22 protein-coding genes and 3 pseudogenes are annotated in these 24,710 nt (G+C 54.1%); 7 read left to right on the forward strand and 18 right to left on the reverse strand.

Annotated elements, in window-relative coordinates; genetic code table 11:
• Nucleotides 1–118: 118 nt before the first annotated feature.
• From ABGB15_RS22000 to ABGB15_RS22015, 4 genes are all read right to left on the reverse strand, one after another.
• Nucleotides 119–805, reverse strand: coding sequence for a site-specific integrase (locus ABGB15_RS22000; protein WP_369064395.1), 687 nt, complete (start codon nt 803–805; stop codon nt 119–121).
• 83 nt (nt 806–888) lie between these two features.
• Nucleotides 889–1,599, reverse strand: coding sequence for a hypothetical protein (locus ABGB15_RS22005; protein WP_047732412.1), 711 nt, complete (start codon nt 1,597–1,599; stop codon nt 889–891).
• Nucleotides 1,600–1,629: 30 nt separating this feature from the next.
• Nucleotides 1,630–1,959 carry a hypothetical protein gene (locus tag ABGB15_RS22010; protein ID WP_311023284.1) on the reverse strand — a complete coding sequence of 110 codons (330 nt, stop codon included), beginning with the start codon at nt 1,957–1,959 and terminating at the stop codon, nt 1,630–1,632.
• A gap of 50 nt (nt 1,960–2,009) precedes the next feature.
• Nucleotides 2,010–2,312 (reverse strand): hypothetical protein, encoded by a 303-nt coding sequence (locus tag ABGB15_RS22015; RefSeq protein WP_114455417.1) that lies wholly within the window; start codon nt 2,310–2,312, stop codon nt 2,010–2,012.
• Nucleotides 2,313–2,871: 559 nt separating this feature from the next.
• On the opposite strand from ABGB15_RS22015, the gene vapB reads away from it, so the two are divergent.
• Entirely contained in the window at nt 2,872–3,102 is a 231-nt protein-coding gene (gene vapB / locus ABGB15_RS22020; protein ID WP_369064371.1) for a type II toxin-antitoxin system VapB family antitoxin, read from the forward strand.
• Nucleotides 3,099–3,512, forward strand: a complete 414-nt coding sequence (locus tag ABGB15_RS22025) for a type II toxin-antitoxin system VapC family toxin (protein ID WP_369064372.1) — start codon at nt 3,099–3,101, stop codon at nt 3,510–3,512. Before vapB ends, ABGB15_RS22025 begins: the two co-directional genes overlap by 4 nt.
• Nucleotides 3,513–3,929: 417 nt before the next feature.
• Here ABGB15_RS22025 and ABGB15_RS22030 read toward each other — a convergent pair whose 3' ends face one another.
• Both ABGB15_RS22030 and ABGB15_RS22035 read right to left on the reverse strand, forming a co-directional pair.
• Nucleotides 3,930–6,191, reverse strand: coding sequence for an NACHT domain-containing protein (locus ABGB15_RS22030; protein WP_369064373.1), 2,262 nt, complete (start codon nt 6,189–6,191; stop codon nt 3,930–3,932).
• A gap of 45 nt (nt 6,192–6,236) precedes the next feature.
• Nucleotides 6,237–6,711, reverse strand: a pseudogene (locus ABGB15_RS22035) (DUF3644 domain-containing protein); the annotation flags it as partial.
• Between the two features lie 491 nt (nt 6,712–7,202).
• Here ABGB15_RS22035 and ABGB15_RS22040 point away from each other — a divergent pair.
• The 4 genes from ABGB15_RS22040 (at nt 7,203) to ABGB15_RS22055 (ending at nt 10,428) form a co-directional block, all read left to right on the forward strand.
• A complete protein-coding gene (locus ABGB15_RS22040) occupies nt 7,203–7,577 on the forward strand; it encodes a TIR domain-containing protein (protein WP_153459075.1) in 375 nt (124 codons plus the stop codon).
• Nucleotides 7,578–7,586: 9 nt separating this feature from the next.
• Nucleotides 7,587–8,540, forward strand: a complete 954-nt coding sequence (locus ABGB15_RS22045; protein ID WP_311023272.1) for a caspase family protein — start codon at nt 7,587–7,589, stop codon at nt 8,538–8,540.
• Between the two features lie 240 nt (nt 8,541–8,780).
• The gene (locus ABGB15_RS22050) at nt 8,781–9,272 is read left to right on the forward strand and encodes a toll/interleukin-1 receptor domain-containing protein (RefSeq protein WP_311023268.1); all 492 of its coding nucleotides are present in this window, start codon (nt 8,781–8,783) and stop codon (nt 9,270–9,272) included.
• Nucleotides 9,273–9,486: 214 nt separating this feature from the next.
• The gene (locus tag ABGB15_RS22055; RefSeq protein ID WP_311023258.1) at nt 9,487–10,428 is read left to right on the forward strand and encodes an Rpn family recombination-promoting nuclease/putative transposase; all 942 of its coding nucleotides are present in this window, start codon (nt 9,487–9,489) and stop codon (nt 10,426–10,428) included.
• A gap of 78 nt (nt 10,429–10,506) precedes the next feature.
• On the opposite strand, the gene ABGB15_RS22060 is transcribed toward ABGB15_RS22055, so the two are convergent.
• The 5 genes and pseudogenes from ABGB15_RS22060 to tap form a co-directional block, all read right to left on the reverse strand.
• The gene (locus ABGB15_RS22060) at nt 10,507–11,088 is read right to left on the reverse strand and encodes a DUF2913 family protein (protein WP_311023254.1); all 582 of its coding nucleotides are present in this window, start codon (nt 11,086–11,088) and stop codon (nt 10,507–10,509) included.
• 68 nt (nt 11,089–11,156) lie between these two features.
• A pseudogene (locus ABGB15_RS22065) lies at nt 11,157–11,480 on the reverse strand (NIPSNAP family protein); the annotation flags it as partial.
• Between the two features lie 23 nt (nt 11,481–11,503).
• Nucleotides 11,504–11,737 (reverse strand): DUF2767 family protein, encoded by a 234-nt coding sequence (locus tag ABGB15_RS22070; RefSeq protein ID WP_311023252.1) that lies wholly within the window; start codon nt 11,735–11,737, stop codon nt 11,504–11,506.
• Nucleotides 11,738–12,659: 922 nt separating this feature from the next.
• Nucleotides 12,660–13,535, reverse strand: coding sequence for an incFII family plasmid replication initiator RepA (repA, locus tag ABGB15_RS22075; protein ID WP_369064374.1), 876 nt, complete (start codon nt 13,533–13,535; stop codon nt 12,660–12,662).
• Nucleotides 13,516–13,593 (reverse strand): RepA leader peptide Tap, encoded by a 78-nt coding sequence (gene tap / locus ABGB15_RS22080; RefSeq protein ID WP_020323529.1) that lies wholly within the window; start codon nt 13,591–13,593, stop codon nt 13,516–13,518. Before tap ends, repA begins: the two co-directional genes overlap by 20 nt.
• An 82-nt stretch (nt 13,594–13,675) precedes the next feature.
• Between tap and ABGB15_RS22085 the strand changes: the two are divergent.
• Nucleotides 13,676–13,786: pseudogene (locus ABGB15_RS22085) on the forward strand (replication protein RepA).
• Nucleotides 13,787–13,826: 40 nt separating this feature from the next.
• On the opposite strand, the gene ABGB15_RS22090 reads toward ABGB15_RS22085, so the two are convergent.
• From ABGB15_RS22090 to traD, 7 genes are all read right to left on the reverse strand, one after another.
• Nucleotides 13,827–14,078, reverse strand: a complete 252-nt coding sequence (locus ABGB15_RS22090; RefSeq protein WP_032635028.1) for a replication regulatory protein RepA — start codon at nt 14,076–14,078, stop codon at nt 13,827–13,829.
• Nucleotides 14,079–14,230: 152 nt separating this feature from the next.
• Nucleotides 14,231–14,776, reverse strand: coding sequence for a phospholipase D family protein (locus ABGB15_RS22095; RefSeq protein WP_369064375.1), 546 nt, complete (start codon nt 14,774–14,776; stop codon nt 14,231–14,233).
• A 147-nt stretch (nt 14,777–14,923) separates the two neighbouring features.
• Nucleotides 14,924–15,715 (reverse strand): DsbA family protein, encoded by a 792-nt coding sequence (locus tag ABGB15_RS22100; RefSeq protein ID WP_369064376.1) that lies wholly within the window; start codon nt 15,713–15,715, stop codon nt 14,924–14,926.
• Nucleotides 15,708–16,427, reverse strand: a complete 720-nt coding sequence (locus tag ABGB15_RS22105) for a fertility inhibition protein FinO (RefSeq protein WP_369064377.1) — start codon at nt 16,425–16,427, stop codon at nt 15,708–15,710. The genes ABGB15_RS22100 and ABGB15_RS22105 overlap by 8 nt, the downstream gene beginning before the upstream one ends.
• A gap of 66 nt (nt 16,428–16,493) precedes the next feature.
• Nucleotides 16,494–17,231, reverse strand: a complete 738-nt coding sequence (gene traX / locus ABGB15_RS22110; RefSeq protein ID WP_369064378.1) for a type-F conjugative transfer system pilin acetylase TraX — start codon at nt 17,229–17,231, stop codon at nt 16,494–16,496.
• Nucleotide 17,232: 1 nt separating this feature from the next.
• The gene (traI, locus tag ABGB15_RS22115) at nt 17,233–22,473 is read right to left on the reverse strand and encodes a conjugative transfer relaxase/helicase TraI (protein WP_369064379.1); all 5,241 of its coding nucleotides are present in this window, start codon (nt 22,471–22,473) and stop codon (nt 17,233–17,235) included.
• Nucleotides 22,473–24,644 carry a type IV conjugative transfer system coupling protein TraD gene (gene traD / locus ABGB15_RS22120; RefSeq protein WP_369064380.1) on the reverse strand — a complete coding sequence of 724 codons (2,172 nt, stop codon included), beginning with the start codon at nt 24,642–24,644 and terminating at the stop codon, nt 22,473–22,475. The genes traI and traD overlap by 1 nt, the downstream gene beginning before the upstream one ends.
• Nucleotides 24,645–24,710: the final 66 nt, after the last annotated feature.

Consider the following 24,710-nt stretch of genomic DNA (forward strand, 5'->3'; position numbering starts at 1 on the left):
GGGCGCGCCAGCCTGTCACATTTGGGTATACCCGTATTCACCCACTAAAAATGCCTGATTGTGCGGCATGCCGCGTGCCATGTAACCAGCCCTGAGTGACCGGGGACAGAATGACCATTTATATGTTCCCTTTGAGTATGGCCACCGCATCCGCTCCGGGCATCTGGAACTGAACGCGATGACGCGCCGCCACATCGAGCGCAAACACTTTGGTGTAGACCTCCGTCGAGCTTATCGACTTATGACCCATCAGCGACTGCAACACTTTCAGCGGAATGCCGGCGTACAGCATGTGCATGGCGTAGGAATGGCGGAATGTGTGTGGTGTCACCGGTACGGAGAACGTCACCCCGTCTGCCGCTGCCGCGTCAACCGCTTCGCTGAGCCAGGTGCGGACGGTCCGGTCGGTGATCTCCCAGATGCGTGCTTTTTCTGTTCTTCCAGTACGCTTATTACGTCGTTCAAGAGGTATTTTCAGCGTGGCCACCATCATCTCCAGCTGGCTGACAAAGTTCGCATCGGAAAGCGGAACCAGGCGATGCGCCTGACTGCCGGCAGGCGAGCGGCCGGCCGTTCGGGCCGCTTTCTCCGCCCGCTGCTTGAGGGTGGCCAGCTGAACGAACGGGTAGGGCCGCGCCAGGGAAAAATCACTCCGGGTCAGCGCCAGCGCCTCGTTAATGCGCGCACCGGTATTCCAGAGGGTTGCCAGCAACATCTTGCGGTGGAGATCGGGTACATAGTGGAGCAGGGCACTCACTTCCGGCGCCAGCAAATATTTCGGCAGTTCGTCCTGAACAAGTGCCATCTGGCGAAGCGCCAGCGCTGCCGGATAGTCGATGGCTACCGGTAACTGAGAGTAGGGCTCCCGGGAAAAATGTGCAGGTAAATTCACCGACTCCCCCCAGACTGATTATTATTTTTAATGCTCTGCTTCAGAGCAATGTTCATCTGCGCAATGGTCTGAAGCCGCAGCCTTGCCTGAACCGAACGTCTGTTACGTTCCAGCCGCCAAACATTCCAGAGCACGGGCTGGGCAGACCATTCAGTGGCATCGAGACGAGTTGCAGGAAAACCAGCATTTTTTCTCAGACGACGCGCCTGAATTATCGCCCTGAGTCCCAGCCGGGTGTACTGATACCTGCGTTCCTCGAACGTCCTGAAATAATCAGGTGGATCATCGTGCTCTTCGGTAGCCAGTATCAGTCTGTCAGCTCCTTTCTGCAGAATCGGGATTTCCCGAATGGCATACATAAGACGTGGAGGCAGAACCCTCCAGTCTCCTGACACTACCGAGAGGTCAATATCAGGAGTAGTTACATTTGATCGGGTGAAACCCTGCGCATCGTTATGCCCTGTGTCTGTAGCTACCCTTGCACAACCTTCGGCAAACTGCTCCAGCAAAAAAACCAGTTCCGTGGAAATATACAAACGTTCTTCATCACGTTTACCTGAGGCCGCTTTTGCTTCCCGCTGTGTTATCAGCCACTGTCCGTACCACACACCACCGAAAGCAGCCCCGGCAGTGAATATCTGCGGCCACAGGCTGGCGCTGTCCTTCACCACCTTCACGCCTTCGGTCGCAATAAACCAGTCAGCCATATTTGTTCCCTTACTGAAAAATCCCGCCGTTCATACTGACGCCGCGCTACCACGGAACGACTCAAAGGCCAGCAGGGCGTCCGTCCTGGAGGGCAGCTCGATACAGTCCCCGCGCCGGGGGTCGATTTCTTCGTCTGTGGCCTCGTCATACCGCATGCGCAGCCGCCATCCCGTCACGGGAGGCGCGTTCTGTATGGCCAGCACCATCCCTTCCGGCGACAGCAGTTCACGCAGCGTGTAGCACGCGCCAATCCGGGTCGAGTCCCGCAGCCACATAACGGGGTACTCACTGACCAGCTGGTCATACACGCATTCCGGCGTATGGAAGTAATTCCCGTCCGCCCTGCATAAATCGCACATAATCCCTCCTTTACTTAGAAATCCCGCCCTGCCGTTATCTCCGGCCGCTCTCAGAATCCGTCCTTCATTCGCCGCTGCACCGACAGCCAGGTGAGCTCTTCCAGCCCGTCCGGGACGATCCGTTCCGGATTGGTGTAGATGGCGCAGGCATCCCCGGTCAGCCACCAGGAGCCGGAGGCCCGGATACGTTCAGCCACCGTCAGGCCGTCCCAGGTGACAATCAGCCAGGTGTGTACGCCATGGTCCTCAGGGGGGCGGAGCCAGAGCCGCTGATGACCGAGGGCGGTCAGCGCCCGCCAGACGGTTTCAAGTGAAACCGGAACGCGCTCGCTTTCATGTGATGGTGTATTCATATGCAATAGTCACTCAGAGTAATTATGATGTGCAGCACAACTGACTGCGAACAGGACTGCATCAGTCACCCACCTGAATATTGCTCTGCTTATTTTTTCATTTCGTGAATATCATCAGAATGATAATAATCAGCCTTATAACCACTCCATTAAATTACCGGATGGCCGTTTCGACGTGATCCGATTTTTTGCGTATTTAACAGTTTCCGGAAGTGTACCACGCACACGAAATAAACAAAGCGGCAATATCTGCCCCTGCACGACGGGTCACGGGGAAGGGGGTAAACACAACATATAGAAGAAAACGCAGCTGACGGCGTGGCACATGTTGTGTTTCTGCGCCGCAGCGCGCCGGTGGGGCTGAAGAAGATCCGGAACTACCTTTTTTCGGATCTTCACGAAATAAGAGAGAACAAAACATAGGCTAAACATATCCATATGCCTGACATATACATATCGTCGCGGTCGGCATATGCTTACCCTATACAAAAAACCGGAAAGAGCATATACTTGACATATGCTTGACATTTGCCAGTAGCCCACACGGGCGGGAGAAAAAATGCGAACAGTATCTATTTTTAGAAACGGCAATAACCGTGCCATCCGTCTGCCCCGCGATCTGGATTTTGAGGGGGTGAGCGAGCTGGAGATCGTCCGGGAGGGGGACAGCATCATCCTGCGCCCCGTCCGGCCGACCTGGGGCTCGTTCACGCAGTTGGAAAAAGCAGACCCGGACTTTATGGCGGAGCGCGAGGACGTTGTCAGCGACGAAGGACGATTTAACCTGTGAACAAGATCTATATGCTCGACACCAACATCTGCTCTTTCATCATGCGCGAGCAGCCTGAAGCGGTGCTGAAGCGCCTGGAGCAGGCGGTGCTGCGTGGCCATCGAATCGTGGTCTCGGCCATAACTTATTCTGAAATGCGCTTCGGTGCCACCGGCCCGAAGGCCTCGCCCCGACACGTGCAACTGGTTGACGCGTTCTGCGCCCGCCTCGATGCCATCCTGCCCTGGGACCGCGCCGCGGTGGACGCCACCACGGATATTAAGGTGGCGCTGCGCCTCGCCGGGACGCCGATCGGCCCTAACGACACGGCCATTGCCGGGCACGCCATTGCGGCCGGCGCCGTGCTGGTGACGAATAATGTGAGGGAGTTTGAGCGGGTGCCGGACCTGGTGCTGGAAGACTGGGTATAAATAACGTGAAAACTAAGGATATGTGATACGCGATTTTGGGGCTGCTCGATATCTGAGTGGATCTGATCATACAACCTCAGGACGCATTAGCGCATGTGAGGAAAAAACACTTACCTTCGATCTGGGATAAATTATGAAATTTGAATACAAATCAAGTGTGTATTTACTTCACAGTTTTAAAGGGATTTAAGAATAACTTGGAAATTTCATATACCAATGAGCCATGCTGAACTCAATCTGTGTTCTGATGTTTTTGAAACAGAAAGGATCATACCAGCATTGTTACAGAGAATCGAACTACTCTTAGCAATAAGAGCAGTTCTTTTCCGCGATATACGCTGTGCCTAACTACCTATTATGCGAAAAAATTAACCGCATATCTTAATAATAGATGATGCGGTTTCGACTCAATACGTGCTATTGATTTTTTGAAATTGATTGACGCATTTCAGATGACGATTCCTCATAGAGACGAGATATATAGTCTGACATATCATGGTTATTCTTTCTTTTGCGATTGAATTTCTTGAGATATTTATCAACTGCAACACTAATCATTCCAGAATCCTCTGTGACATGTGTGATGCCAAGATTGATGAGAATGTCTAGCTTATTATTTTCGATGAGATCATCAAAAGCATTTTTATCCCCAAGTTCATTCAATGTAGCTGCTATGAAAAACTTTGCGTAATCTATGTGTTCACCAATCTCATCATATTGTTCGATGGCTACTAATAAATCCTCAAGAGCTGGTTTGAAAAAGTCGTAACAATAATTATTACTTAGGCAGCGTGTAAAAATACATAATAATGCTACAGGCGTAAATTCCTTAAGGGGTATATCTGTATTACCCTTGAGAATATCAACATATAATTTACCAGCGTCTACATATGACGAGAGCACACCCTTTGTTATTTTTTTATAAGGCGTGAGATACGATGCAAGGAAGAATGAACCATTGTAGAACAGTCTTAGAAACCTTGTCCTATCATCTTCAGGCTTGAAATCATTAATTTTATCAATTAGATATTCATTGTCCCTTTGCAAGCCAAAATAAAAGAAATAGCAGTTTGCCCAGTAAATTTCATATATTTTATCATTTATATCTACAAATCCTTTCTTCCTTAAGCCTTCAGCATAAAAGTACTCCATGAATGATCTATGGAGGAAAGTAAAGGTGTTCGTCCTGTTATTTACACAGGTGACCTCACTACGATATATTAATCTTTTGAATAACTTTTCTTCATCGACATTAAGGTTTCTTTTTGCAAGATATGTTAGAAATATATCCTGAACTTCTGATAAAGAAATGCATGCCAGAGCATTATCCATCATATAAATAGAGATCTCAATTAAAACATTACTAATAACATCATATTCAGTTTGGGAAAGCAAACCTTTTGAGGTATCCCATCGACCCAGTACAATTTCACTGTATTTAGAATACAACTCAGTCATGGTCGATGGTAGTTCTTTAATCTCATCAGAAAGTATTCTCGCCAAAAGAATGGCACTTACAGGGGTTCTCGGAATAAATTTAAATAATGGGGTTTTTTCAATTCCATTCTTTAATTTATGAGTGATCTTTATATCGTTGCAGATTTTATCCACAAAATCAATGAGTTGAGCTGTTGTAAGTGGAATTATAGAATATCTAGAAAACATTTTATCAATTATTTCATAGTCCTCGAGCGAGTCCATAACCCTTGAGGCCACTAGTAATCTTAATTGATCGTTTCTTGATATTTGTTCAACTATCTTGCGGAAGTTTGACTGTCTCTCCTCCATTGACTCTTTGACTTCATCAACTGAATCAACTATAAATAGAATCTTTCCTTCATGTTGTATTTTATACTCTGACAATACTCCAGAAATAATTAATTCCACCTCTAGCTTTTTATCAATCAAATCTTTATATTGACAGAATATCGGTAAGGTATAATCTTTCTCATAAGAGTATTCTGCTTTTATTTTCTCAATTAACTGCTTTATTAATGTACTCTTCCCTGCACCAACATTCCCCTCCAAAAAAACGAAACGTTCATTTTTAATGACGCTAAAAAGCTTCAAGGGGCGATGTCTTCTTTTTTTACTATCCTCTTTAGAAACATAGCGATCAATTAGGTTGTTTATGCCAATGCTACCAAAGAATGAGCTTTCAGGTAGAGAACTCATCATGTTCAAAGAGTCAGCCAAGTAATGTTCGTAATTGATTGATTCAAAATCCCAGAACTCAGGGTAATATTTAGATATCAAAGAACATAATTTTTCGCCATCAATAAATTTAATGTTTGTTGATTTAAACTTGTAGTGAATTTTTTCTTGAGCGTTATTAGATATGGTCGAGTTTGTAACAACCCAAATCTCATTCAAATGAATATGTTTTGAACCCGATGAGATTAACCTTGGGAAAATTTTACACTCCTCTATTTGACGTTCTACCTCATTGTTCGATTGGGTGATTTTTCCGACTTTACAGACAACGCCAATATATATTTCTTCATCAAGTGTATCATCTCTTTTTATTATTACAAAATCGGACCCTTTTTCGCTAGGACCTTGTTTATATTCAACATGGGTCACCGTTGGCAATTTTGGAAAAAGTGCTCTTAAAACTGGATGGAAATCATCAACTTCACGTTGCAAAGACTCTATTTTTTTTAACTGTTCAGGCTTCATCTTTTGTCCTTTTACTATGCTGCTTTGAACTAATGTAGTTTTCTAATCATCATTCAGCCGGAAGCTGACGTCAATCTGCTCACCTGAGAACAATTCAACAAGTCGTGTTTCGAACTCGAAAACCCGTGGATGAGGCGGCAAAGATATCAACTTGTTCATTTCGGCTATCAGTTGTACTACCACCTTTGGCTGTATCAGCATCAATTTTTTCCAAGCGTGAAATCATTACGCGATTGTCATCGCGGCTTTGTTGGTCCTGTTCAGACATGGTCTCAGCTTTATGTTGCTATAGGGCACTAAGAACATGCGGTGCAGTATCGTGATCCACCTGTTTCAGTAGGCATCTGACCCTTTTGGTTTTTGAAGTTCCCTCTTCCTGATAACGTTCATCGTCAATGCCTAAGTTCAGTTCTTAATCAAAGAAAGCTGACAGTGTGCGGTTGAAGAGAGCGTGTATCCAGACGGGAGAGCTATGAAAGATGAAATTAAAAAGTCTCAGATCCTGCATCTTCAGTTTCATGCCAGCCTCCTGTTTTTCACAGTATAACTGGATGACAATGCAGTTGGTACTAAGTGAATGCCGGACAACATTTTTACATATTCCGACTTCAGGGGTTTTCGGATCTCAGGTGAAGAAGAAACTTATTGATGCTGATAAAGCACTAATTATTTATGATTATTCCAATTTGTGGATTATTGTATTTTTTGTATTAAATTTACACTATTATTGCTATAGCAGGATAAATGACCCTGTCAGTTGATCAGCGACGAAACGACACTCAAAATTTCACCCTGACCGCACATCCTGACCTTCGACTTCATGTCCGGTCATTAAAGCCAGCTTAGTGCCAAAAGCTGAAGTAGCTAACAGCACCTAGTATTGATTGACGGGGAGCAGGTCACAGCAGTTGTAGATCAACGGTGGTTTTGATTATAAGCTTAGAAATGGTATAAGAGATTGACTCAAAATCGGTGTTGGTTATCCAACTTTATGCAGAAGGATTTATAAAAATGGCTGATTCAAAGAAAGTTATATTCGTTGCCTTTGCTATTGAAGATGAAAGAATGAGGGATCTTTTAAAAGGTCAATCTCTTAATACAAGATGTGAGTTTGAATATATTGATATGTCTGTTAAAGAGGCATACGAAAGCGATTGGAAAGATAAGGTCAGAACTAGGATTAAACGATCTGATGGTGTTATTGCACTGATTAGCTCAGATTCTTTAACATCAACTGGGCAGAAGTGGGAGATAGAATGTGCTAAAGAAGAAGGCAAATCTATTCTTCCCCTTTGGATTTATAAAGAAGATCGAACCAAGCCAGATGGATTATCTCCAGTAGTATGGACATGGGATGGCGTTAAATCATTTATCGATTCTTTATGAGGTAACTAAATGAGAAAGGCGTTAGTTATTGGCATTGATCATTACGATAAAATACCCCCTTTGTTTGGATGCGTTAATGATGCATACAGTGTAAAGAGTGTACTCGAACGACATTCTGATGGCTCAGTTAACTTTTCTGTTAAATTAATGACGGCTACTGGTCCGACAAAGCCTATAACCAGAAAAGAAATAAAACAAGCAGCGGAGCAATTATTTGAAGGCGACTGTGATGTAGCCTTATTCTACTTCGCCGGTCATGGTTATATAGAAAGTGTTGGTGGTTTTCTTTGTGGTAGTGACTGTGAAACTGGTGATGATGGTTTTTCACTCCATGAGTTAATACATATAGCCAATAAATCCAAAGCGAGAAACAAAATAATAATTTTGGATAGTTGCCATTCGGGTGTAGCAGGCAGCAAAGATAGAAGTGATCCTACCGCAGAGCTCACCGAAGGGATGACCATCCTTACGGCATCAACTGAAGAGCAGTATTCGATGGAGGAAAATGGTTCTGGTATATTCACTACATTACTAGTTGATGCTTTAAACGGTTCTGCTGCAAACTTGATTGGTGATATTACTCCAGGCAGTGTCTACGCACACATTGATCAATCTTTAGGTCCTTGGGATCAACGTCCTTTATTCAAAACAAACGTCAAAAGCTTCGTTTCACTAAGAAGTGTGCAATCTCCATTAGATTTGGCCGATTTGAGGAAATTAGTAGATTATTTCCCACAGCCCGGCTTTAAATTTCAATTAGACCCATCTTATGAACCGAAAAGTGATTGTCCTGATCCAGATAAAACGGAGGTTTTTGCAATTCTCCAGCAATTTAATCGCGTTAATCTTCTCGTTCCTGAGGATGCTCCTCATATGTACTTTGCTGCGATGGAAAACAAGTCCTGCAGGCTTACTGTATTAGGCGAGCATTACCGACGACTCATTGAAAGAGGATTAATTTAAACCTCTATTTTTGTGGGACGCATAAACTTTTCTCTTTCGGTTCAAGCTAAAAGCCGGCAGAGGAAAATCATTTAATCCGATGTGCGGTGATTTTTTGCGCAACACATAAGATTAACCGCCATCGAGTTTATGAGCCAGTTGAAGCCGATCATATGTATTTCGCTGTATTTAAATCAACTGGCTCCCCCTTACAGCACTTGGTGCTTATTATCATGAACTATTTTCTAAAGGACGTTTCTAATGACAGTTTTTATCAGTTATCGCCATACTGATCGAGCGCAGGCCATGACGATCAATAACAGGCTTACGAGTGAAGGTATCTCTACATATCTTGATGTTCTTGATGTTGAGTCGCAATCCACTGATGATATAACGAGTGTAATAACTCGTCGAATTAGTGAAAGCACGCACCTTATTGCGGTAGTTTCTAGTCAAACGGCACAGTCCTGGTGGGTTCCATTCGAAATAGGTGAGGCCACAATAACTAATCGCAGGATCTGCTCGTACAAAACGACAGTTAGTGAACTGCCTGAGTATCTTAGTAAATGGCCGCAGATGACAAAGCCTATCGATATTGAATTGTTCATTCAATCTTACAAGAATGAAATAATTAGGAAGCGCCAGATTACCCTTGAGTCTATCAATGGAAGCGAGGCAATGCGTCACGTAGATAAAATGAATGCGGACACATTCCACACCGAGCTTAAGCAAAAAATTAGGAGAGGGTACTAATATCACACAATAAGCTTAAGGTTTACTACTTGTTACATGTTTATCCATAGGATAGCACTGGATATGCGGTAGTACGTTTCATCATTAGGTTCAGGAAGGGGACCGCCCCCCCCCGGCACAGTCCCCTGAAGGAATGGCAATTCCGTTCACCGCCAATATTAGCTTTTTCCGGGCTGTGATAACATCTCCGGGTCATTTTTCAGAGCCAGGGCTGATGAAGAAGAAAAACAGCACACCCACACCTCACGATGCGACGTTCAGGCAGTTTCTGACTCAGCCAGATATTGCCCGGGATTTTATGGAGCTGCATCTGCCGGCAGAACTGCGCGCCATCTGCGATCTCAGCACGCTGAAGCTGGAATCCGGCTCTTTCGTTGAGGATGATCTCCGCCAGTATTTCAGCGACGTCCTCTACAGCCTGAAAACCACAGCCGGTGACGGGTACATACATGTCCTTGTGGAACACCAGTCAACGCCGGACAAACATATGGCTTTCCGTCTGATACGCTATGCGGTGGCCGCCATGCAGCGCCACCTTGACGCAGGCCATAAGAAATTACCACTGGTGATACCGGTGCTGTTCTATACGGGTAAACGCAGCCCGTATCCTTACTCCACACGGTGGCTGGATGAGTTTGACGATCCGGGGCTGGCAGGCAAACTCTACAGCAGCGCTTTACCGCTGGTAGACGTTACGGTCATTCCGGATGATGAAATCGCCGGCCATCGCAGCATGGCCGCCCTGACTTTACTGCAGAAACATATTCATCAGCGGGACCTGGCAGAACTGGTTGACCGGCTGGCGCCCATTTTGCTGGCCGGATATCTGTCTTCATCGCAGGTCATATCGCTGGTACACTATATCGTACAGGCGGGCGAAACATCTGACGCCGAGGCCTTTGTACGCGAACTGGCACAGCGTGTGCCGCAACACGGAGACGCACTTATGACCATCGCACAACAGCTCGAACAGAAGGGCATCGAGAAGGGGATTCAGCTCGGTGAGCAACGCGGTATTGAAAAAGGCCGCAATGAAGGCAAACAGGAAGGAAAACTCGAAGTTGCCCGTACCATGCTTCAGAACGGCATCGACCGCAATACCGTCATGAAAATGACCGGTCTGACCGAAGACGACCTGGCGCAGATCCGCCACTAATCCTTTCCTGAGACGCCCTGTCACGCGCTCAGTGATAGCAATAACAGGGTTGCATTCACGCTGCCCGTTCTTTGCTGTTCAGCCAGCGCTGATGGTCACCAGCTGCCAGTGATCGTCGTTGCTGACGGCCTCCCAGCCACAGGTTTTCAGCAGCGCATTCAGCCCCTCAGCGCGCCCGCCAATTCTGGCAGGAACCGGCATAACCTGCTTTCCTTCATCATTAAAACCGATATCCAGCGCGCTTTTCAGCACACAGATGCTGTTTACCGACGCTGGCGGCTGGATCTGACGCCGGCCGCTCCACTCACTGTCGCTGAGGACGTGATACACCCAGTCGTACTGCTTCGCCAGCTCGAGGGCGTATGTCAGGCGAAAGAGGTCGTTCTGCTCTGACAGTTCGCCCGTACAGCTGCGCCAGAGATAATCAAGCTTATGCCGTAACCTTGCCCGGACGCCAAGTCTTCGCCCCTGCTCCAGTATCCAGTCAATATCGGTGGCCACGTCACGAGAAAAGCGCCGCTGCTTTTTCGCCTGCGCGAACCAGCGGCTGATAAACAGGTTTTCCTGCGACTCCGACAGCACCAGTCCGTCTTCCCGCGCCGTGTGCAGGGCAACCAGCGCGCACCATGCCAGATGGCCCGTTTTTTCCATGCTTCTCATAAATATTCACCCGCCAGCGGCGGAGCGTTGTTTCCTTTCAGACCAGAGGGAGTCAGGTTATGTTTACCGCGAAGCTTCTCCACGCTTTCCGCAGGCATCCTTATAACCGTTTTAATGCAGCTGTCGATACAGCGAATAATTTCTTCACGCGGCCCGCTGCGCCAGTCATCGCCTGCATAAAAAGCATCAAGCACAGCAGACATACTTTCCGGGCTGTCGAAAGCCCGCACCAGAATGTAGTAATCCGGGTCATGCAGGGACCGGGCAGACCAGACAACATCAATGCCGTGGCGCTGATGCAGGGGAAGGCTGATGTCCCGCATGATTCGGTGAAAACCGTCGCCGCTGCCGCCGTGTAAGGTGTACTGCAGTATTTCGACCGTTCGTGACATTCTGGCGTCTTCCCCTGATGTTATCAGTTTCCCTGCCCCGGCAGGAGGCGCGCCTGTTCCAGCAGGTCGATGGCCAGCTGCAGGTAAAGCACCTGGTCCGGCGCCCATTTTCCGGTTTCCGCAATCTCACTGTGCAGCACGGAGACAATATTTTCCCGGCGCGAATCAATGCCGGCTTCGGCCAGCGTAAAAACGATTTGGCCAACGACCCGGCACATCTCTTCATGCTGGCGCATGAAGGCGTCTGAATACTCCATTCTGCTCTCCCTTAAACGATAGATACCAGGCTTCAGGTGTGATTATGCCGTGAAACGGCATGGAGGCGCAAAGCGCCGGAGGCCCCCGCAGCGAAGCGAGGACGAAAAAAGCATTACGGCTGAAGCCGTAATAACCCCCTTCCTGCCAGGCCCACAACTACCGGACCTGAAACAAAACAGAAGTCTCTGTGCGCCACCGGAGTGGTCCCGGCAAGGCGAAGCCGCAGCCGGGGCGTATCTCCGCGTTAGCGGGCCGTGAGGGCCGCTTACGGGCGTGTACGTCATAACCCCCAGCGACTGTACCCACAGCAACGGAGAACTCTAGTTACAACATCCATCACTAAAAGCGACACCACTCCCGGCCTGCGGCCGGGGGCGGCGGCGCTTTTCAGGGGTGGGTCCCGGCTCAGGTGCTGCCGCTGTGCACGGCGACCGTTCTGAACTTTTTAGTATGTTGTAACTATGAGCGCGCGACAGCGCCCGTTGTGCAGCAACGGGACCAACCTAAGATGTTCACCGAACCGGCGCGGACGTTAAGTCCGCTGCAAGGGCGTGCATTCTCCTGAGCCTGTCCACAGGGCAGGCGATGAACAGGTTATTTATTTATAAGAAGTAATCTTATTTATTTAAAAGGAGTACAGAGCAGGTTTTTAAAGGAAACCACGCACTTTGAAATCACGTCGGCTGGCGCTCTGTAAGCTGTACGGTTGTAACCTTACGGAAAGGTCCCTTGCAGTTATTTGTGGGTAACTGAATCTGGCGACGAGATGTGGCCACGCCGATGCAATATCTGGCCATTCTGGTGGCGGAATGCGGTGAATATCAGGGAAGACGGGCAGCGTTTCGTGCAGAAAACCATCAGCCGGGAACTGCGGACGTGCGAAACCCTCCGGCGCCGGCCGGATTTTTCACACAGGAAAGATTATATGGGGACGGTGGCCAGCCGCGTGTAGTTGTTACCACGCGACATCAGCATGCGCTCTTTCACGCGACGTTCCAGCTCCCGCTTCATGGCATCGAGCCCGCCGGTAAATCGCCCACTGGCGTATTCGCGCGTCAGTTGCTGTTTCACCAGCGTCACAATGTCCTTGCGGGTTCTGTCTGCGTCACGCCGCGCGCGCGCGCGTTTCAGGCCATGCTGTTTACGTTCGGACTGGTAGCTGCGGAACCGTTCGCGCACAAACCGCCAAGACTTCGCTATCAGCTCGTCCATCTCCAGCGGCTTCAGGTTCTGCTTTTTACGCTGCTGATTTTCCCATTCAACGCGGCTGCGGCGTGCGGCCACAACAGCCACGTCAGAGACGTCGAGCGCCGAGAACAGTGCCGGCGTGAAGGTGATATCGGTCGGGATGTTGCAGCCAATCTGCGGGTCATACTCGGTCTGGTAGGTAATCAGACCCAGCTCCGCCATAAACCTGAGCGCCCGCGTGGCGCGGGTGATGGAGAGGTTGCCACTCTTTGACTCCGTCGCCAGCCCGCACTCGATGGCCAGATTGGTGATGGAGCGCTGGACGCGGTTGGCCAGCGGGTCATAGTGGAAGCACAGCCCCTGCAGCAGCGCATCGATGGCACGGCGGCGCAGCACCGGCGGCATGCGGTGACGCTTACCCAGCGAGCGCACGAACGCCACGTGGACGGAAAAGTCAAAACGGGACGTGAAGCCCTCAGCTTTCGCCATCAGCTTACGACAGAACGGCAGGGTCTTTTTCCCTTCTCGCGGCGTGAATATCGGATTCGGGTTTTTGACCTGACGATAATGGGAGAACAGGGTCTGAGCGTCAGTCACACCTTCCCGCACTTATGTTGCACGGAAGGAGCAAATGGCACAGAAACAGGTATTGAACTTTTCTGAGCATAAAACTATACTCCCTGCATAGAGCAACAGCTTCTATACAGTTTAGGTAAGCCCCGTTAGTCTTCTCTGAGTCGCCAAACCTTGTGAAGATTATCGGGGTTTTGTCTTTTCTGGTCCCGGGTAGACACCTCATCAGAACCAGTTCCCTGCCACCTTACGGCGTGGCCAGCCAAAATTCTTCAAACGATCAGTAATCTAGCACTCAAAATCTTAAGTATCAAGAAAGTGAGTCCATCACGATGCTTTTCGACTAAAAGCTTCCCTTTCAATCAACTTTTCTAACACTTCAGCTTGAGTAACACCATCTTCTTCACAAAGGTTAGAAAGATACTCTTTGATTTCGGGCTTAATAAATACTTTCAGTTCTTTATGCGTAGCCCTTTTTTTAGCCGAAGCAATTTTCTGTCGCTCAGCTTCACTAAGGGGATTACCCTTTCTGTAAGCGCGTTTCGATGAGGAAGTTACTGCATTTCCGACCTGCGACATATTTGCCTCCTCAAGGATCAAGCAAGGATCGTTTCGCAGAGGATACTACAGATATCTGAAATCAGCGACTTAACTTTACGCGTAAGTGTGAGCCATGTTGGCGCATGACTCACCTGAATGGATGTAGATTGCGGATCAAATGACGATGCGACTTAGTATGAAGAATGCCACTCAGTTCCTCCGTCCCAGCGCGACTGCCAGTGCTGAAGGTAGGTTTGTGCCACTTCCGGCACCTCATTAATAACCAGCACATTCTCGCTATTCCTCGATGCAGCAGAGCGAGTGTAGTTAAAGCTACCAGCCTCAACTGTATGATTATCAACAATAATGACTTTTTCATGCATGATGGCGTAGCGACCGTTGGTGCGCAGCGGAATTCCCGCGTTCACCACGACGTTCATCGCCGCCTGGCTGGCTTTGCTCCGGTTGCCCTTTTCATCGAGCACTATCTTCACATCCACACCACGGCGTTTTGCCCTGACAAGCGCACTAACCACCTCCGGAGACGTAAATGAGTAGCCCATCAGCCGAATTTCCTGCTGTGCTGACTCAATCGTCTTAAGGACCAGCTGCAACGCGCTGCCTTCAGGTGAAAAGCCGACCTGAACGGAGGATGCCGCTGCTGCGGGCTGAATACAGCTCAGCGAAAGACATACCAGACCGGACACGGCCAGCTGGCGAAAGATGAACTTACGCATTAAATAACCTCAGAAATACTGTTCGGATGTATTAACCAGAAACGCCGGAGACGGGGGAAACTTGCTTTTGCCCTTCTCCGGGGTTGGACAACTGAGCACGGCGAAGGCGTCAGTCTCTTTTAGCGGTATCAGGTGGCGGACGCCTGATTATTTTTTGGTATCGCCGGCAGCATGACTGATGGCCTGCTGCAGCGCCTCCGCGCTGGTGTATCCCGGAATAACCGTCACGTTATCAGCGCTGGCGCCGGTTGACGGGAGAACCACCAGGGCCGGGGTACCGCTGAAGCCCAGCTGCTGCGCGAGTGTGTTTATGCCATCCAGGGTCCCCTGAACGTCAGGGGCTGTTTTCGCATCGAACTTCACGGCTTTTGCGGCCGCGCTGATATCAGCATCGGTCAGCTTACCCTCGTTGTGACCGGTGGCGTAAATCGCGTTGTGATAGTGAAGGTAAGCGTCGGCCCCCTTCTGCTTCCAGACCTGGAGCCCGGTTTTCGCCGCACTGAGCGACGCCGGCCAGCGCTGGCCAAATATCGGGAATTCCTTGAACACAAAGCGCACGTCCGGGTTAGCTTTTATCACTTTCTCCAGTTCCGGCGCCAGGCGGGCACAGTAGATGCACTGGTAATCAAAGAATTCAACGACCGTCACTTTCGCATCAGCAGGACCATATGATGGTGTGCCTTTATCGTTCAGCAGCGCTGCCTGATTCTGAACCACGGCGGCCGTCATCGCCTGCTGCTGCTTCTCCTGCTGTTGAGCCTGCAGCTTCTGGCTGACCTCAACCAGCACTTCCGGATGAGCCAGCAGGTAGTCTTTCGCGATTTCACCAATGCGGGCTTCCTGCTCCGGGGTAAAGGCAGCGGCAGGTTTCTCTGCTGCCCCCGCCACGCCGGAGACCAGAAGGCCAGCGGCAAGCATGACTGAAAGGGTTTTATTCATGTTCATCCTGTGTTTTTCTCTTCTCTGTTGTTATCAGTTCGTTTCGTGCACGGGTGGCGACGCTTCTGACCACCCTGCGCTGTCGTTTAGCATGCTCCTGAGCCCTGCGCTCCACGGCATACGCCGCCTCCTCCTCGCTCACCGGTGTGACCGGTTGTCCGGCAAGGTTTTTACGCCACGCGCCCACCGTCATGGCGCCCAGATACGCATCCGAGCGGGTGACTGCGGCAAGGCAGCGTTTCAGCGTTTTCACGGAAACCTCCAGCCCGCGCTGGCGAATGTCATTCACCATCGCCTCCCGGATGTTGACCGCCAGGAGCTGCGGCTGGCCGTCCGTCACCAGGGCCGGCCAACATTGCTCCAGGAGCGCGAGCGCGTCCGCAAGCGGCATGACCTTCCGGTACACCGGTTCCGGGGCAGGTTTGCGCCTGGCCGCCCGCATGGCCTCCCGCTCCTGCGCCTGACGCTCTTCCCACAGCCGGGCTTTCTCTGCTTTTCTGGCGGCCTTCTCGTCCGCCTGCGCCTTTTTCGCGCTCTCATCCACCGCCAGCTTCCTGACCTTCCAGGCAGGCGTCGTGTTCACCACCACGGTCTTTCTACGCGTGACCCGGCCCGGTCCCGCACCGTCCGGTTCACTGTTGTTAACGGCACGCTGGCCTTCTGGCTCCGTCTTACGGCGCAGCGTCAGCGTGGGGCGCCCCTGCTCTTTCATCCTGCCTCCGGATAAATCTGTTTCACGTATACTCCCCTGACTGACCCTATTCTGACACGGCAGATATCACATCACCATCAGTCCGATGACGGCCAGGTGCACCGCGTAGAACAGCGGGAAAAATTCGCGGGGCCAGAAGCGCGGCACGCGGCAGCAGGTCCGGCTCAGCACCGTCAGGGTAACGCCGGGTATCACCAGACCCGCGATGGCAAAAGCGGGGCTGTCAGCGGCATTCAGCGCGAGTATGGCCAGCGCCAGACACAGCGCCAGCCCCGTGCGCGTGGTGCGCCGGCCCGTCATACATACGCCGCAGGCCAGCATCAGCATGACTACCCCCGCCAGCCCGTAGCTTCCCGCCGAAAACGGCAGCCAGGCCAGAACCAGCATCAGTGAGAGCGGCCACGCGCGCGGCCCGTGCCGCTGCATCAGCGCCAGCGCCTGTCCGCTGACCACAAAGGCAAACAGGATATTGCCCAGGTCCGGGCGAAGCCCGGTCAGTATCCAGCCACCCTGCGCCACACCCGCCCATATCCAGAGCCGGTTCAGGGCGCGCTGCTGAATCTGCGGATGGCGGGCGAGGTTCATGGCCCAGACCAGGCCAAAGAGCGGAAACGCTCCCCGACCGGCAAGACGCAGCAAGTCATTATCCAGTCCGCACAGCATGCTGATGTGGTCGGCCACCATCAGCAGCAGCGCCACGGTCTTGATAAGGTCGGTCTGCCCCGGCGTCCACACGAGCAGACGCTGCAGCCAGCAGTCGGCCACCACCACAAGGGGGAACAGCGGATGGTTTTCAGCGCGCATATCAGTCGCCTCCCAGGGTCTTTTCACGCTCAAGGTCCCGCACCGTTTCGCGCTCCATCTGCTGCAGGCGGTCCCGCTGCACGCTCTCGCGCACCACCTGAGACACCGCCTCATCCCGGCGGCGTTCTTCCGGCGCATCCGGCAGCGTGAGGGGAGATGCCGGCGTTTCTTTTATCCGCGCCATATCCCGCACCACATCCCGGACGGCGACGTCAGCCCCTCCGGCCGGCCTGTCGCCGCTGCGGGCCATCTCGCGGACCGCCTCTTCGGCACGCTTATCCAGCTCCCGCTGCACCTCAGCCTCCCGGGCCTGCTGTGCCAGCACCTCCGGCGGCACCGTTTCTGCGGGCTGCGTACCGGTGCCGTCGGGCAGGCCGTCGACCCAGACCCGACCGCCGGTAATGGCGCCGGGGTTCCACGGTCGCACCTCGCCTTCGAGCCGCACCACCACGCCGCTCTGCGGATTCTCCCTCGCGAGCCGCACGCCCTCTTCCATATCCCGCGCCAGCAGCGACTCGCCGTTACGGCTGGCCTGCAGACCCGCAAACGCCGCGTCCCCGCTGCCCATCACCCGGCCTTCACCAGCGAGCCCCTTAAGCTGCCCGTCTCCGGACGTCAGGGCGCTCAGCCAGACGCCCGCCTGCCTGCCGTTGCGGTCGAAGGCCGGGAGCGCCACGTGCGGCTGCGGGTATTTACGCCCCGGCGAGATAAATTTCGCCATTGAGCCCTCAGGCTGCAGCCCGGCCTGGCGCAGCGCGGCGCGACCGGCAGGCACCTCACCCAGCGCTTTTGCCGTCGCCGTCAGGCGGACGGCATTCGCGACGGCGCGGTCGCCGCGCGGCTCCAGAATGTCATGCGCCGTACTTTTCGCCTGCGATTTTTCCATCGCGGCCACCCACTTATCCCGGCTGTCGGTATAGACCTGCGCGTGCTGCTTCATGCGGCTCAGCGCCACGTAGGCTGACTCGAAGCTCACCATCCGCTTACGTCCGCCGTCCGTGCCCTGCAGGGAGATGGAGAAGGGTTCGCTCGCACCCTGTGAGCCTTCAACGGTGACGGCATAGGCCAGGTCGATGTGCTGCTCTGCCTGCTCCGCTGACGGCGTGAGCGTACGCGTCTGTTTCCCGTCCGACAGCGTGACGCTGTCACCTTTTATCTCACTGACCGACCAGACGCTGTTGGCCACGAAGCCCCGCTCGTTGTCGCTTTTCGAAAAGCGCATCCGGTCGCCTTCCGACACGGTGATGGTGTCCTGACGGTAGAGCGTGACGCCCTCTGTCGCCGCCTGCGCGGGCGACAGGCTGCGGGTGTTGCCCTGCGCATCCTTCAGCGTCACCAGGTGCGCCTCCCCGTCCAGCGCCTCAATGCTGTAATACGTGCTGTCCAGCAGAACCAGGCTGTCGCGGGACGCCTCCCACGTTGCCATGCGCCTCAGCTCCCCGTCGCGGATATTGGCTGGCGTAAGGACCGGCAGCGTGACCTCTTTTTCGCCCACCTCGCCGGCACCCTGACGGGCGTCATGAATCATGGCGTTCACCTGGCGGCGGTCGGCGTTCAGGGCGGTGATAACGATGGTCTGCGCCTGCGCCTCTGACGTGCGCCCCGTGTAGTCCTTCACGATGGCCTCCAGCAGCGTCGCGGGCTCCCCGCCGGGCATCAGGTCGCCGGCCGCCACGGCTTTCGCAATGGCCTCCTCCCGTTCGCGGCTGAACTCCATGACGGAGCTGTCCGGCTGCCAGGCATCCGCCCTGCGCGGCACCTGTGCCGGTGCCACGCGCTCAATGGTCGTCAGGGCGCTGCCGATATCGCGGCTAATCAGGCTGTAGACGGCAGGTTTAAGTTCCGGCGTCTGGCGGACAATCTCCTGCATCACCGCCACGTCAATGGCGCTGCGCTTCTGCAGCAGGCGGAAGGGCTGGCCCGGGGCAATGGACTGCAGCTGGTCGGTATCGCCGCTGGAGACCGCGCGACCGCCGCCCCCGGCAATCAGGCTGTACGCCTTCGCCATGTCGGCGTTACCGACCATTGAGCTTTCATCCACGAGAAACAGCACGTTGCTGAAGTCCGGTCGTTCGCCGCCGCGCAGCTGCTGCTGCGTGTCGTGAATAAAGGCCGCCAGCGTCTGCGTTTCGGGTACGCCCGCATCGCGCATCTCGCTCACCGCCCGGTGGGTGGGGGCCACGCCGATAACGCGCGGCAGCTCCCGCTCCGGCAGCGTGCCGATGGCCGACATGACGGCCCTAAACTGGGTGGTCTTACCCACGCCCGCGTAGCCCTGCACCAGGGTAAAGCGGTCGGGGGATTCAAGTATCATGCGCGTGGCGTTTTGCTGCCCGTCGGTCAGGCCCGCCAGCTGCGCGTCCGGAACCTTATCCATCAGCGGGATGACGGCCTCCTTTCCCTCCAGAACGTGGCGGAGGATACTTTTCTCCGCATTGTACGACTGACGTGAGACCAGCAGCTGCAGGCCGTTTCCCGGCGATACCGGCACCGACAGCAGGGCGCCGCTGCGTATCTGCCGGTCCGCCTCCTTTTCGATGGCCTGCAGGCTGAGGCTGTCCTGCTCAAATTCTTTCGCGGCGGCCATCAGCTGCGGCTTCGTGAACGCCAGGCCGTTCCCCTCCAGCACCGGAATGGCCAGATGGATGGCCTGCTGCTCCGGCGTGTGCAGCCCGGCCTTCTGGTGCGCCAGGGCATCATCGAGCCTGTCATGCCCCGCCGCATCCTTAATCTGTTCAGACACGACGCTCCAGGCAGACTGACGCGACAGCTTCTCCGTCGTTTTCTGCGCCGTCTGCGCGGAATAGAGCTGCACCGCCCTGCCGCTGAGCGCCAGTTTGTTCAGCGTGGTGTTATCCAGCTCGCGCTGCGACAGCGAGGCAAAGACCGTGGCGCTGTCGCTCACCGAGCGGCCCGGCGACTCCACCCAGCCCTGCCCCACCTTCGCGGCGGTAAACGGACTGTCGCCGGCGGGCAGGGCCACGTCTGCCTTACGCCCGGGCAGGCTGACGACGAGCCCTGCCTCCCCGAGCGCCTTAACGGTCACCGTATCGCCCCCCTTCAGCCGCGTCCCGTGCGCCTGACCCAGCACCGCCAGGCGGTCGCCTTCGGCCACCTGCAGCGTGCCGGTGCGGTACAGCGACCAGCTGCTGTTGAGTTCAGACAGGCGGGTCACCCGCGTCTCACCCTGCGCGTTGCGCAGCGTCAGGCTGTTGTTGCGGCCCGTCACGCGGTCAATGACAAAGCGTTCCCGGCTGCGTGCTTCGGCATTCCAGCGCTCCATGACCATCCCCTCCCGGTAGTGGTCGCGCACCTGCTGATGGCGGCTGTCGAGCCAGACCGGCTCCAGCGTGGTGATGCTGACCTCCCGCTCGCCCAGCACCTTTTCCGCCTTAAGCGCCTCGCGGACTACGCCTGCGAGCACCGCCTGCTCGCGCGGACCGGTGACCTGCGCCACGCTGTGTTCACCTGCGCGGACGCTTCGGGCAAAGTCAGCGGCCAGGCGGTCATACCGCTGCCGCCGGTCAGGCTCGCTGATAACCGAGACCTGCGTCTTCTCACCGCCCTGCCACGCGAGCGTGCTCACTCCCGCCTCCTTCATGACGGTCAGGGCGCTGCCGGTCCCGGTGCGCTGGCCGCTGTCGGCAATCAGCAGCTGGACGTTATGGCGCAGCGCGCCGTCGAGCAGCGTGAGCGTTTCTTTCAGGGTCAGCTTCTCCCCCTGGTCCACAATCAGCGTGCTGCCGGGCGTAAAGGTCATGCCCTCCGTCAGCTCCCGCCTGTCAGTGATATGCTCGCCGCTGAGGCGCTCATCCTGCATAAGGGCGCTGCGCGAGCGCCTGTCGGCGGCGATAATCTGCACGTCACGCCCCTGTTCGCGCGCCATCATCGTCAGTTCCGCCACGCGCTCACGCTGACCGGCCGCCCCGCCCTGACCCGAAATGATCGCCACGGGCGGACGGTCCTGGGCCAGGACACTCACGGCATCGCTGTATGACCGGCTGCGGGGCACGCCCCTCTCCGGAAAAATGTCAGCCTGCCCCGTCCGCTGTAAATCGCGGGTCATCGCCGACACCGACAGCTCATCCAGCACGTGGATGTTCGAGGTAAACAGCCCCTTCTCTTTATCCAGCGGGATGAGCTGCTCATTTTTTATCGCTGCATCGATGCCGTCACGCGCCATCTCCACCATGCCCGACCGCGCGGGCAGCTGCCCGAGGGTGGTGGCCAGCAGTTCGGAATACGTGAACCGCGCCCGCCGGTCGCTCAGCATCGCGATGGACTGCCCGACGCTGCTGTTAATATCAATGGTTTCAGGCGTCGTAACGGGAATATTTCCCTGCACAACCCGCTGGTCCGCCGCCTCGCGGTAGGCTTTAATGTCAAACCCCGTCTCTTTCAGGGTCTGCATCCACTCGGTCATGCGCTGCTCGGGGCCAACCTTCTGCTTCGACTGGCGGGTGTCGAGCGCCGCCACGTCGCGGGACTTCAGGGACGCGTCGTCCCCGACCGCCTCGCTAATCGTCCTGCTGCGGCTGGAATACGGCTCCGTCGGTACGCCCTTCAGCTCCCACATACCGTGTTTGCCAACTGTCTCAGTCTCATAACCCATCGCCGTGACGTCATCCTTCAGCGCGGCACGATACAGACGGCCAAAGGCAATCTGGTTGGCGTAGATGTTCTCGATAAACCCGGTTTTACCCACTTTGTCGCTGCTGAGCGTGCGCCACTCATCGCCATGCCGCGTGACGTTGGCCACCACGGCGTGGGTATGCAGCTGCGGCTCCTGGTCGCGGCTGGTATCGTGGTTAAACAGCGCCATCACCAGGTTGCCGGTCAGCTGCGTCTCGCTCCTGCCCTCCGTCATAACCCGCGTGGAGGCCATCGCCTCTATCTGCTTAATGGCCGTATCCACGACACGATTGTGGGCCTCAATAAGACGTTTATCACCACCCAGCATGGCCATCACGGAGACACTTTTGGGTGCTGAGAAGGTGAAGTCGTAGCCCGGACGGTGTTTGTTCGCCCCGTCCTGAATCCGGCTGAGGTCGCTGCCGTCCGGCAGGCGTCCCTCCAGAACCTTCGTAAAGACCTTCTGGTCCACCCCGCCGCTGAGCCCCAGCGCTTCAGCCCCTTTTCCGGCCCAGCGCTCGCCCATACTGCCGATAACGTAGTAGTTGTCCTTGTCGGTGTAATAATTGCCCGCGCTGCCGGCGGATTTTACCGATCCGATGCTCATCATCAGATGTATCCTCCCGGCTCAAGATCCTTTTCAGGCGCCCGGTGCACGTTGATGTTCACTTCTTCACGACGCTGCCTCTCCTGAGGAGACAGTTCGTCCTGCTCCGCCTGCCACGCTTCCCATGCCGCCATATCCACCACTTCACCACTTTCACTGATGCCGGGCGGTAGCTGCTCAGCCTCTTCCGCCTTTGTCTTCAGCTCAGGCTCCACGCCGCCGGTGCCGGCGGCACCCGCTACGGATGCCGAAGCGGATGCGGTGTCTGCAGCGCAGGGTGCCGGCTGCTGTGGCTGCTGTGGCTGCTGTGGCTGACCAGCATTCTCCGCACCGCCCTCTGGCGCGATAACGTCTGCATCCGGTTCAAAGAGCATGGCGATGCTGCGGGATTCATGTTCACGTGCAGCCAGCGCGGCATTCAGGCGTTCCTCCGCTTTCCCGTCGATTGTGCGCGGAATGAATTCCGGTGCCACCTTTGGACGCTGCTGATACTTCAGCGCCATCTTCACAGCAGGATAAGGTCCGGGAAGCGTGACGTAGCAGGAGAGATCCGGCAACGTCTGGACGTCGGAATAACTCACCAGGGTGACGCGCTCCATGTCCTTGCCGACCGAGGTACCGTCGCGTACCGGGTCCACACCGTAGGAATACTGCTCGGATGCCTTGAGGATTTCTTTCTCTCCGATTTCACCAGCGGCGAACTCAGCGATATTGCGCGACGGCGAGCGGAAGAAGGCACGGGTGTTCAGCACGTCGAACAGCGTTTCCGCCGGTTTCTGCCCGTAAATATCTTCCAGCTGGGCGTAAGACTGAATGCCAATGACGTAGCAGCCGCCAAACTTACGCGCCTCCGGCAGGATCTCAACCAGGTCCGGCAGCTTGTGCAGGGTCGGCAGCTCGTCGGCGAAGATCCACACGCGGCGGTTACGGTTTTCACCCATCGCCAGCAGCCCGCGAATGGCGATGGACAGCCACATGGAGATAACCGGCTTGAGGGAAGCGTGGGTGTCGGCATTGGAAGAGATAAACAGCCAGCCGTTTTTACCATCCTCACGAACGCCGCGCATCCAGTCACGTATGGTGAATGACTCGCCGTTATTTTCGATGCCCTGCAGGTAGCGGATAGCCTTGACGTAGTTGGTCAGCACGGCGCGGATGGAGATGGCCGTTTTCTCGATTTTCTCTTCCACCAGGTTCGCCGCCGGGGAGTTTTTCAGGTACGAGCGCAGCTTCTCAATCTTGATGGAAAGCAGCGTGTCGACCAGCTTGCTGTAGCTGCGGTCCTTGTCGTTGCGCATCAGATAAGCGGCTTCAGCAAAGATGGTACGCCCCGACCCCTGCCAGAAGGGATCTTCCTTCGTGCCCATAGGAATAAGCGTGTTGGAAACGTTGTCGAAGTCAGGCTGTGTCAGGCACTCCCGCCACAGGTCCCATGCGGCGCAGCGCGCATCCAGCGGGTTAAGAATTTTATCCGTGGCCGGATCATAGTAGCTTTTGACGAACTCACAGGAACGGTCATACACGATGACCATATCGCCACGCTGGCGGGCGTAGTTCATCAGGCGGCGAATAACCTCGGACTTCCCGGCACCAACGGTACCGTGCAGACAGAAGTTCTGGATCTCCGAGTCCTTAATAAGCGGCAGCTCACCGATTTTGATGTCGGATGCGAGACCGTCGCGCCTGAGCATTTTCGCCACCGCTTTCGGGTCGTCAGTCAGCTGGCGCCCCCCTGTTATCTCGTCCTCACTCTGCTGCTTACCCTGATGGCCCAGAATCCAGGTGGTGACAAAGAAGGTAATAACGCACACCACAGCCGCGATGATGGCGGCAAGAATAAAGGCTGTCCAGACCTGGTCTGCGCACCACTGGATATATTTGTCCTGCAGTATTTGCTGCGCGTTGTACTTCAGCTCATGGCCATAATAACGGATGGTATAGACAGGCTGGGATTTGAAAATATCGCGCATGGGGGCCAGCGTCTGGCACCAGTAATAAACCATGCCGTTCACGAACGTCTGCCAGGTCAGTTTAACCGACAGCGTAATCGCGACAATGATGCCGAAGAGAATAACGAGACAGTAAACGATAATATTGGCAATTTGACTGAACATACGGATGCGCATGCTCGCGATCTGACCCCCTTGGGTCATATCCTTAGCATTAAAACTCATATTATCCTCATTGAGGTTTAGAATAGGTAGAGCCGGTATTCAGGATGGATATTCAGAATGGCAAGT

The organism is Enterobacter sp. MALB-1 (genome assembly GCF_041021625.1).
GTDB lineage: Bacteria > Pseudomonadota > Gammaproteobacteria > Enterobacterales > Enterobacteriaceae > Enterobacter > Enterobacter oligotrophicus.

Coding starts and splice junctions, on each gene's coding strand:
- ABGB15_RS22010 (WP_311023284.1), bottom strand. CDS start 1,959: ATGTGCGATTTATGCAGGGCGGACGGGAATTACTTCCATACGCCGGAA.
- ABGB15_RS22100 (WP_369064376.1), bottom strand. CDS start 15,715: ATGAATAAAACCCTTTCAGTCATGCTTGCCGCTGGCCTTCTGGTCTCC.
- ABGB15_RS22095 (WP_369064375.1), bottom strand. CDS start 14,776: ATGCGTAAGTTCATCTTTCGCCAGCTGGCCGTGTCCGGTCTGGTATGT.
- ABGB15_RS22050 (WP_311023268.1), top strand. CDS start 8,781: ATGACAGTTTTTATCAGTTATCGCCATACTGATCGAGCGCAGGCCATG.
- ABGB15_RS22015 (WP_114455417.1), bottom strand. CDS start 2,312: ATGAATACACCATCACATGAAAGCGAGCGCGTTCCGGTTTCACTTGAA.
- ABGB15_RS22070 (WP_311023252.1), bottom strand. CDS start 11,737: ATGGAGTATTCAGACGCCTTCATGCGCCAGCATGAAGAGATGTGCCGG.
- ABGB15_RS22055 (WP_311023258.1), top strand. CDS start 9,487: ATGAAGAAGAAAAACAGCACACCCACACCTCACGATGCGACGTTCAGG.
- ABGB15_RS22105 (WP_369064377.1), bottom strand. CDS start 16,427: ATGAAAGAGCAGGGGCGCCCCACGCTGACGCTGCGCCGTAAGACGGAG.
- ABGB15_RS22090 (WP_032635028.1), bottom strand. CDS start 14,078: ATGTCGCAGGTCGGAAATGCAGTAACTTCCTCATCGAAACGCGCTTAC.
- ABGB15_RS22030 (WP_369064373.1), bottom strand. CDS start 6,191: ATGAAGCCTGAACAGTTAAAAAAAATAGAGTCTTTGCAACGTGAAGTT.
- ABGB15_RS22045 (WP_311023272.1), top strand. CDS start 7,587: ATGAGAAAGGCGTTAGTTATTGGCATTGATCATTACGATAAAATACCC.
- ABGB15_RS22040 (WP_153459075.1), top strand. CDS start 7,203: ATGGCTGATTCAAAGAAAGTTATATTCGTTGCCTTTGCTATTGAAGAT.
- traD (WP_369064380.1), bottom strand. CDS start 24,644: ATGAGTTTTAATGCTAAGGATATGACCCAAGGGGGTCAGATCGCGAGC.
- traX (WP_369064378.1), bottom strand. CDS start 17,231: ATGCGCGCTGAAAACCATCCGCTGTTCCCCCTTGTGGTGGTGGCCGAC.
- traI (WP_369064379.1), bottom strand. CDS start 22,473: ATGATGAGCATCGGATCGGTAAAATCCGCCGGCAGCGCGGGCAATTAT.
- tap (WP_020323529.1), bottom strand. CDS start 13,593: ATGCTCAGAAAAGTTCAATACCTGTTTCTGTGCCATTTGCTCCTTCCG.
- ABGB15_RS22060 (WP_311023254.1), bottom strand. CDS start 11,088: ATGAGAAGCATGGAAAAAACGGGCCATCTGGCATGGTGCGCGCTGGTT.
- ABGB15_RS22000 (WP_369064395.1), bottom strand. CDS start 805: ATGGCACTTGTTCAGGACGAACTGCCGAAATATTTGCTGGCGCCGGAA.
- vapB (WP_369064371.1), top strand. CDS start 2,872: ATGCGAACAGTATCTATTTTTAGAAACGGCAATAACCGTGCCATCCGT.
- ABGB15_RS22005 (WP_047732412.1), bottom strand. CDS start 1,599: ATGGCTGACTGGTTTATTGCGACCGAAGGCGTGAAGGTGGTGAAGGAC.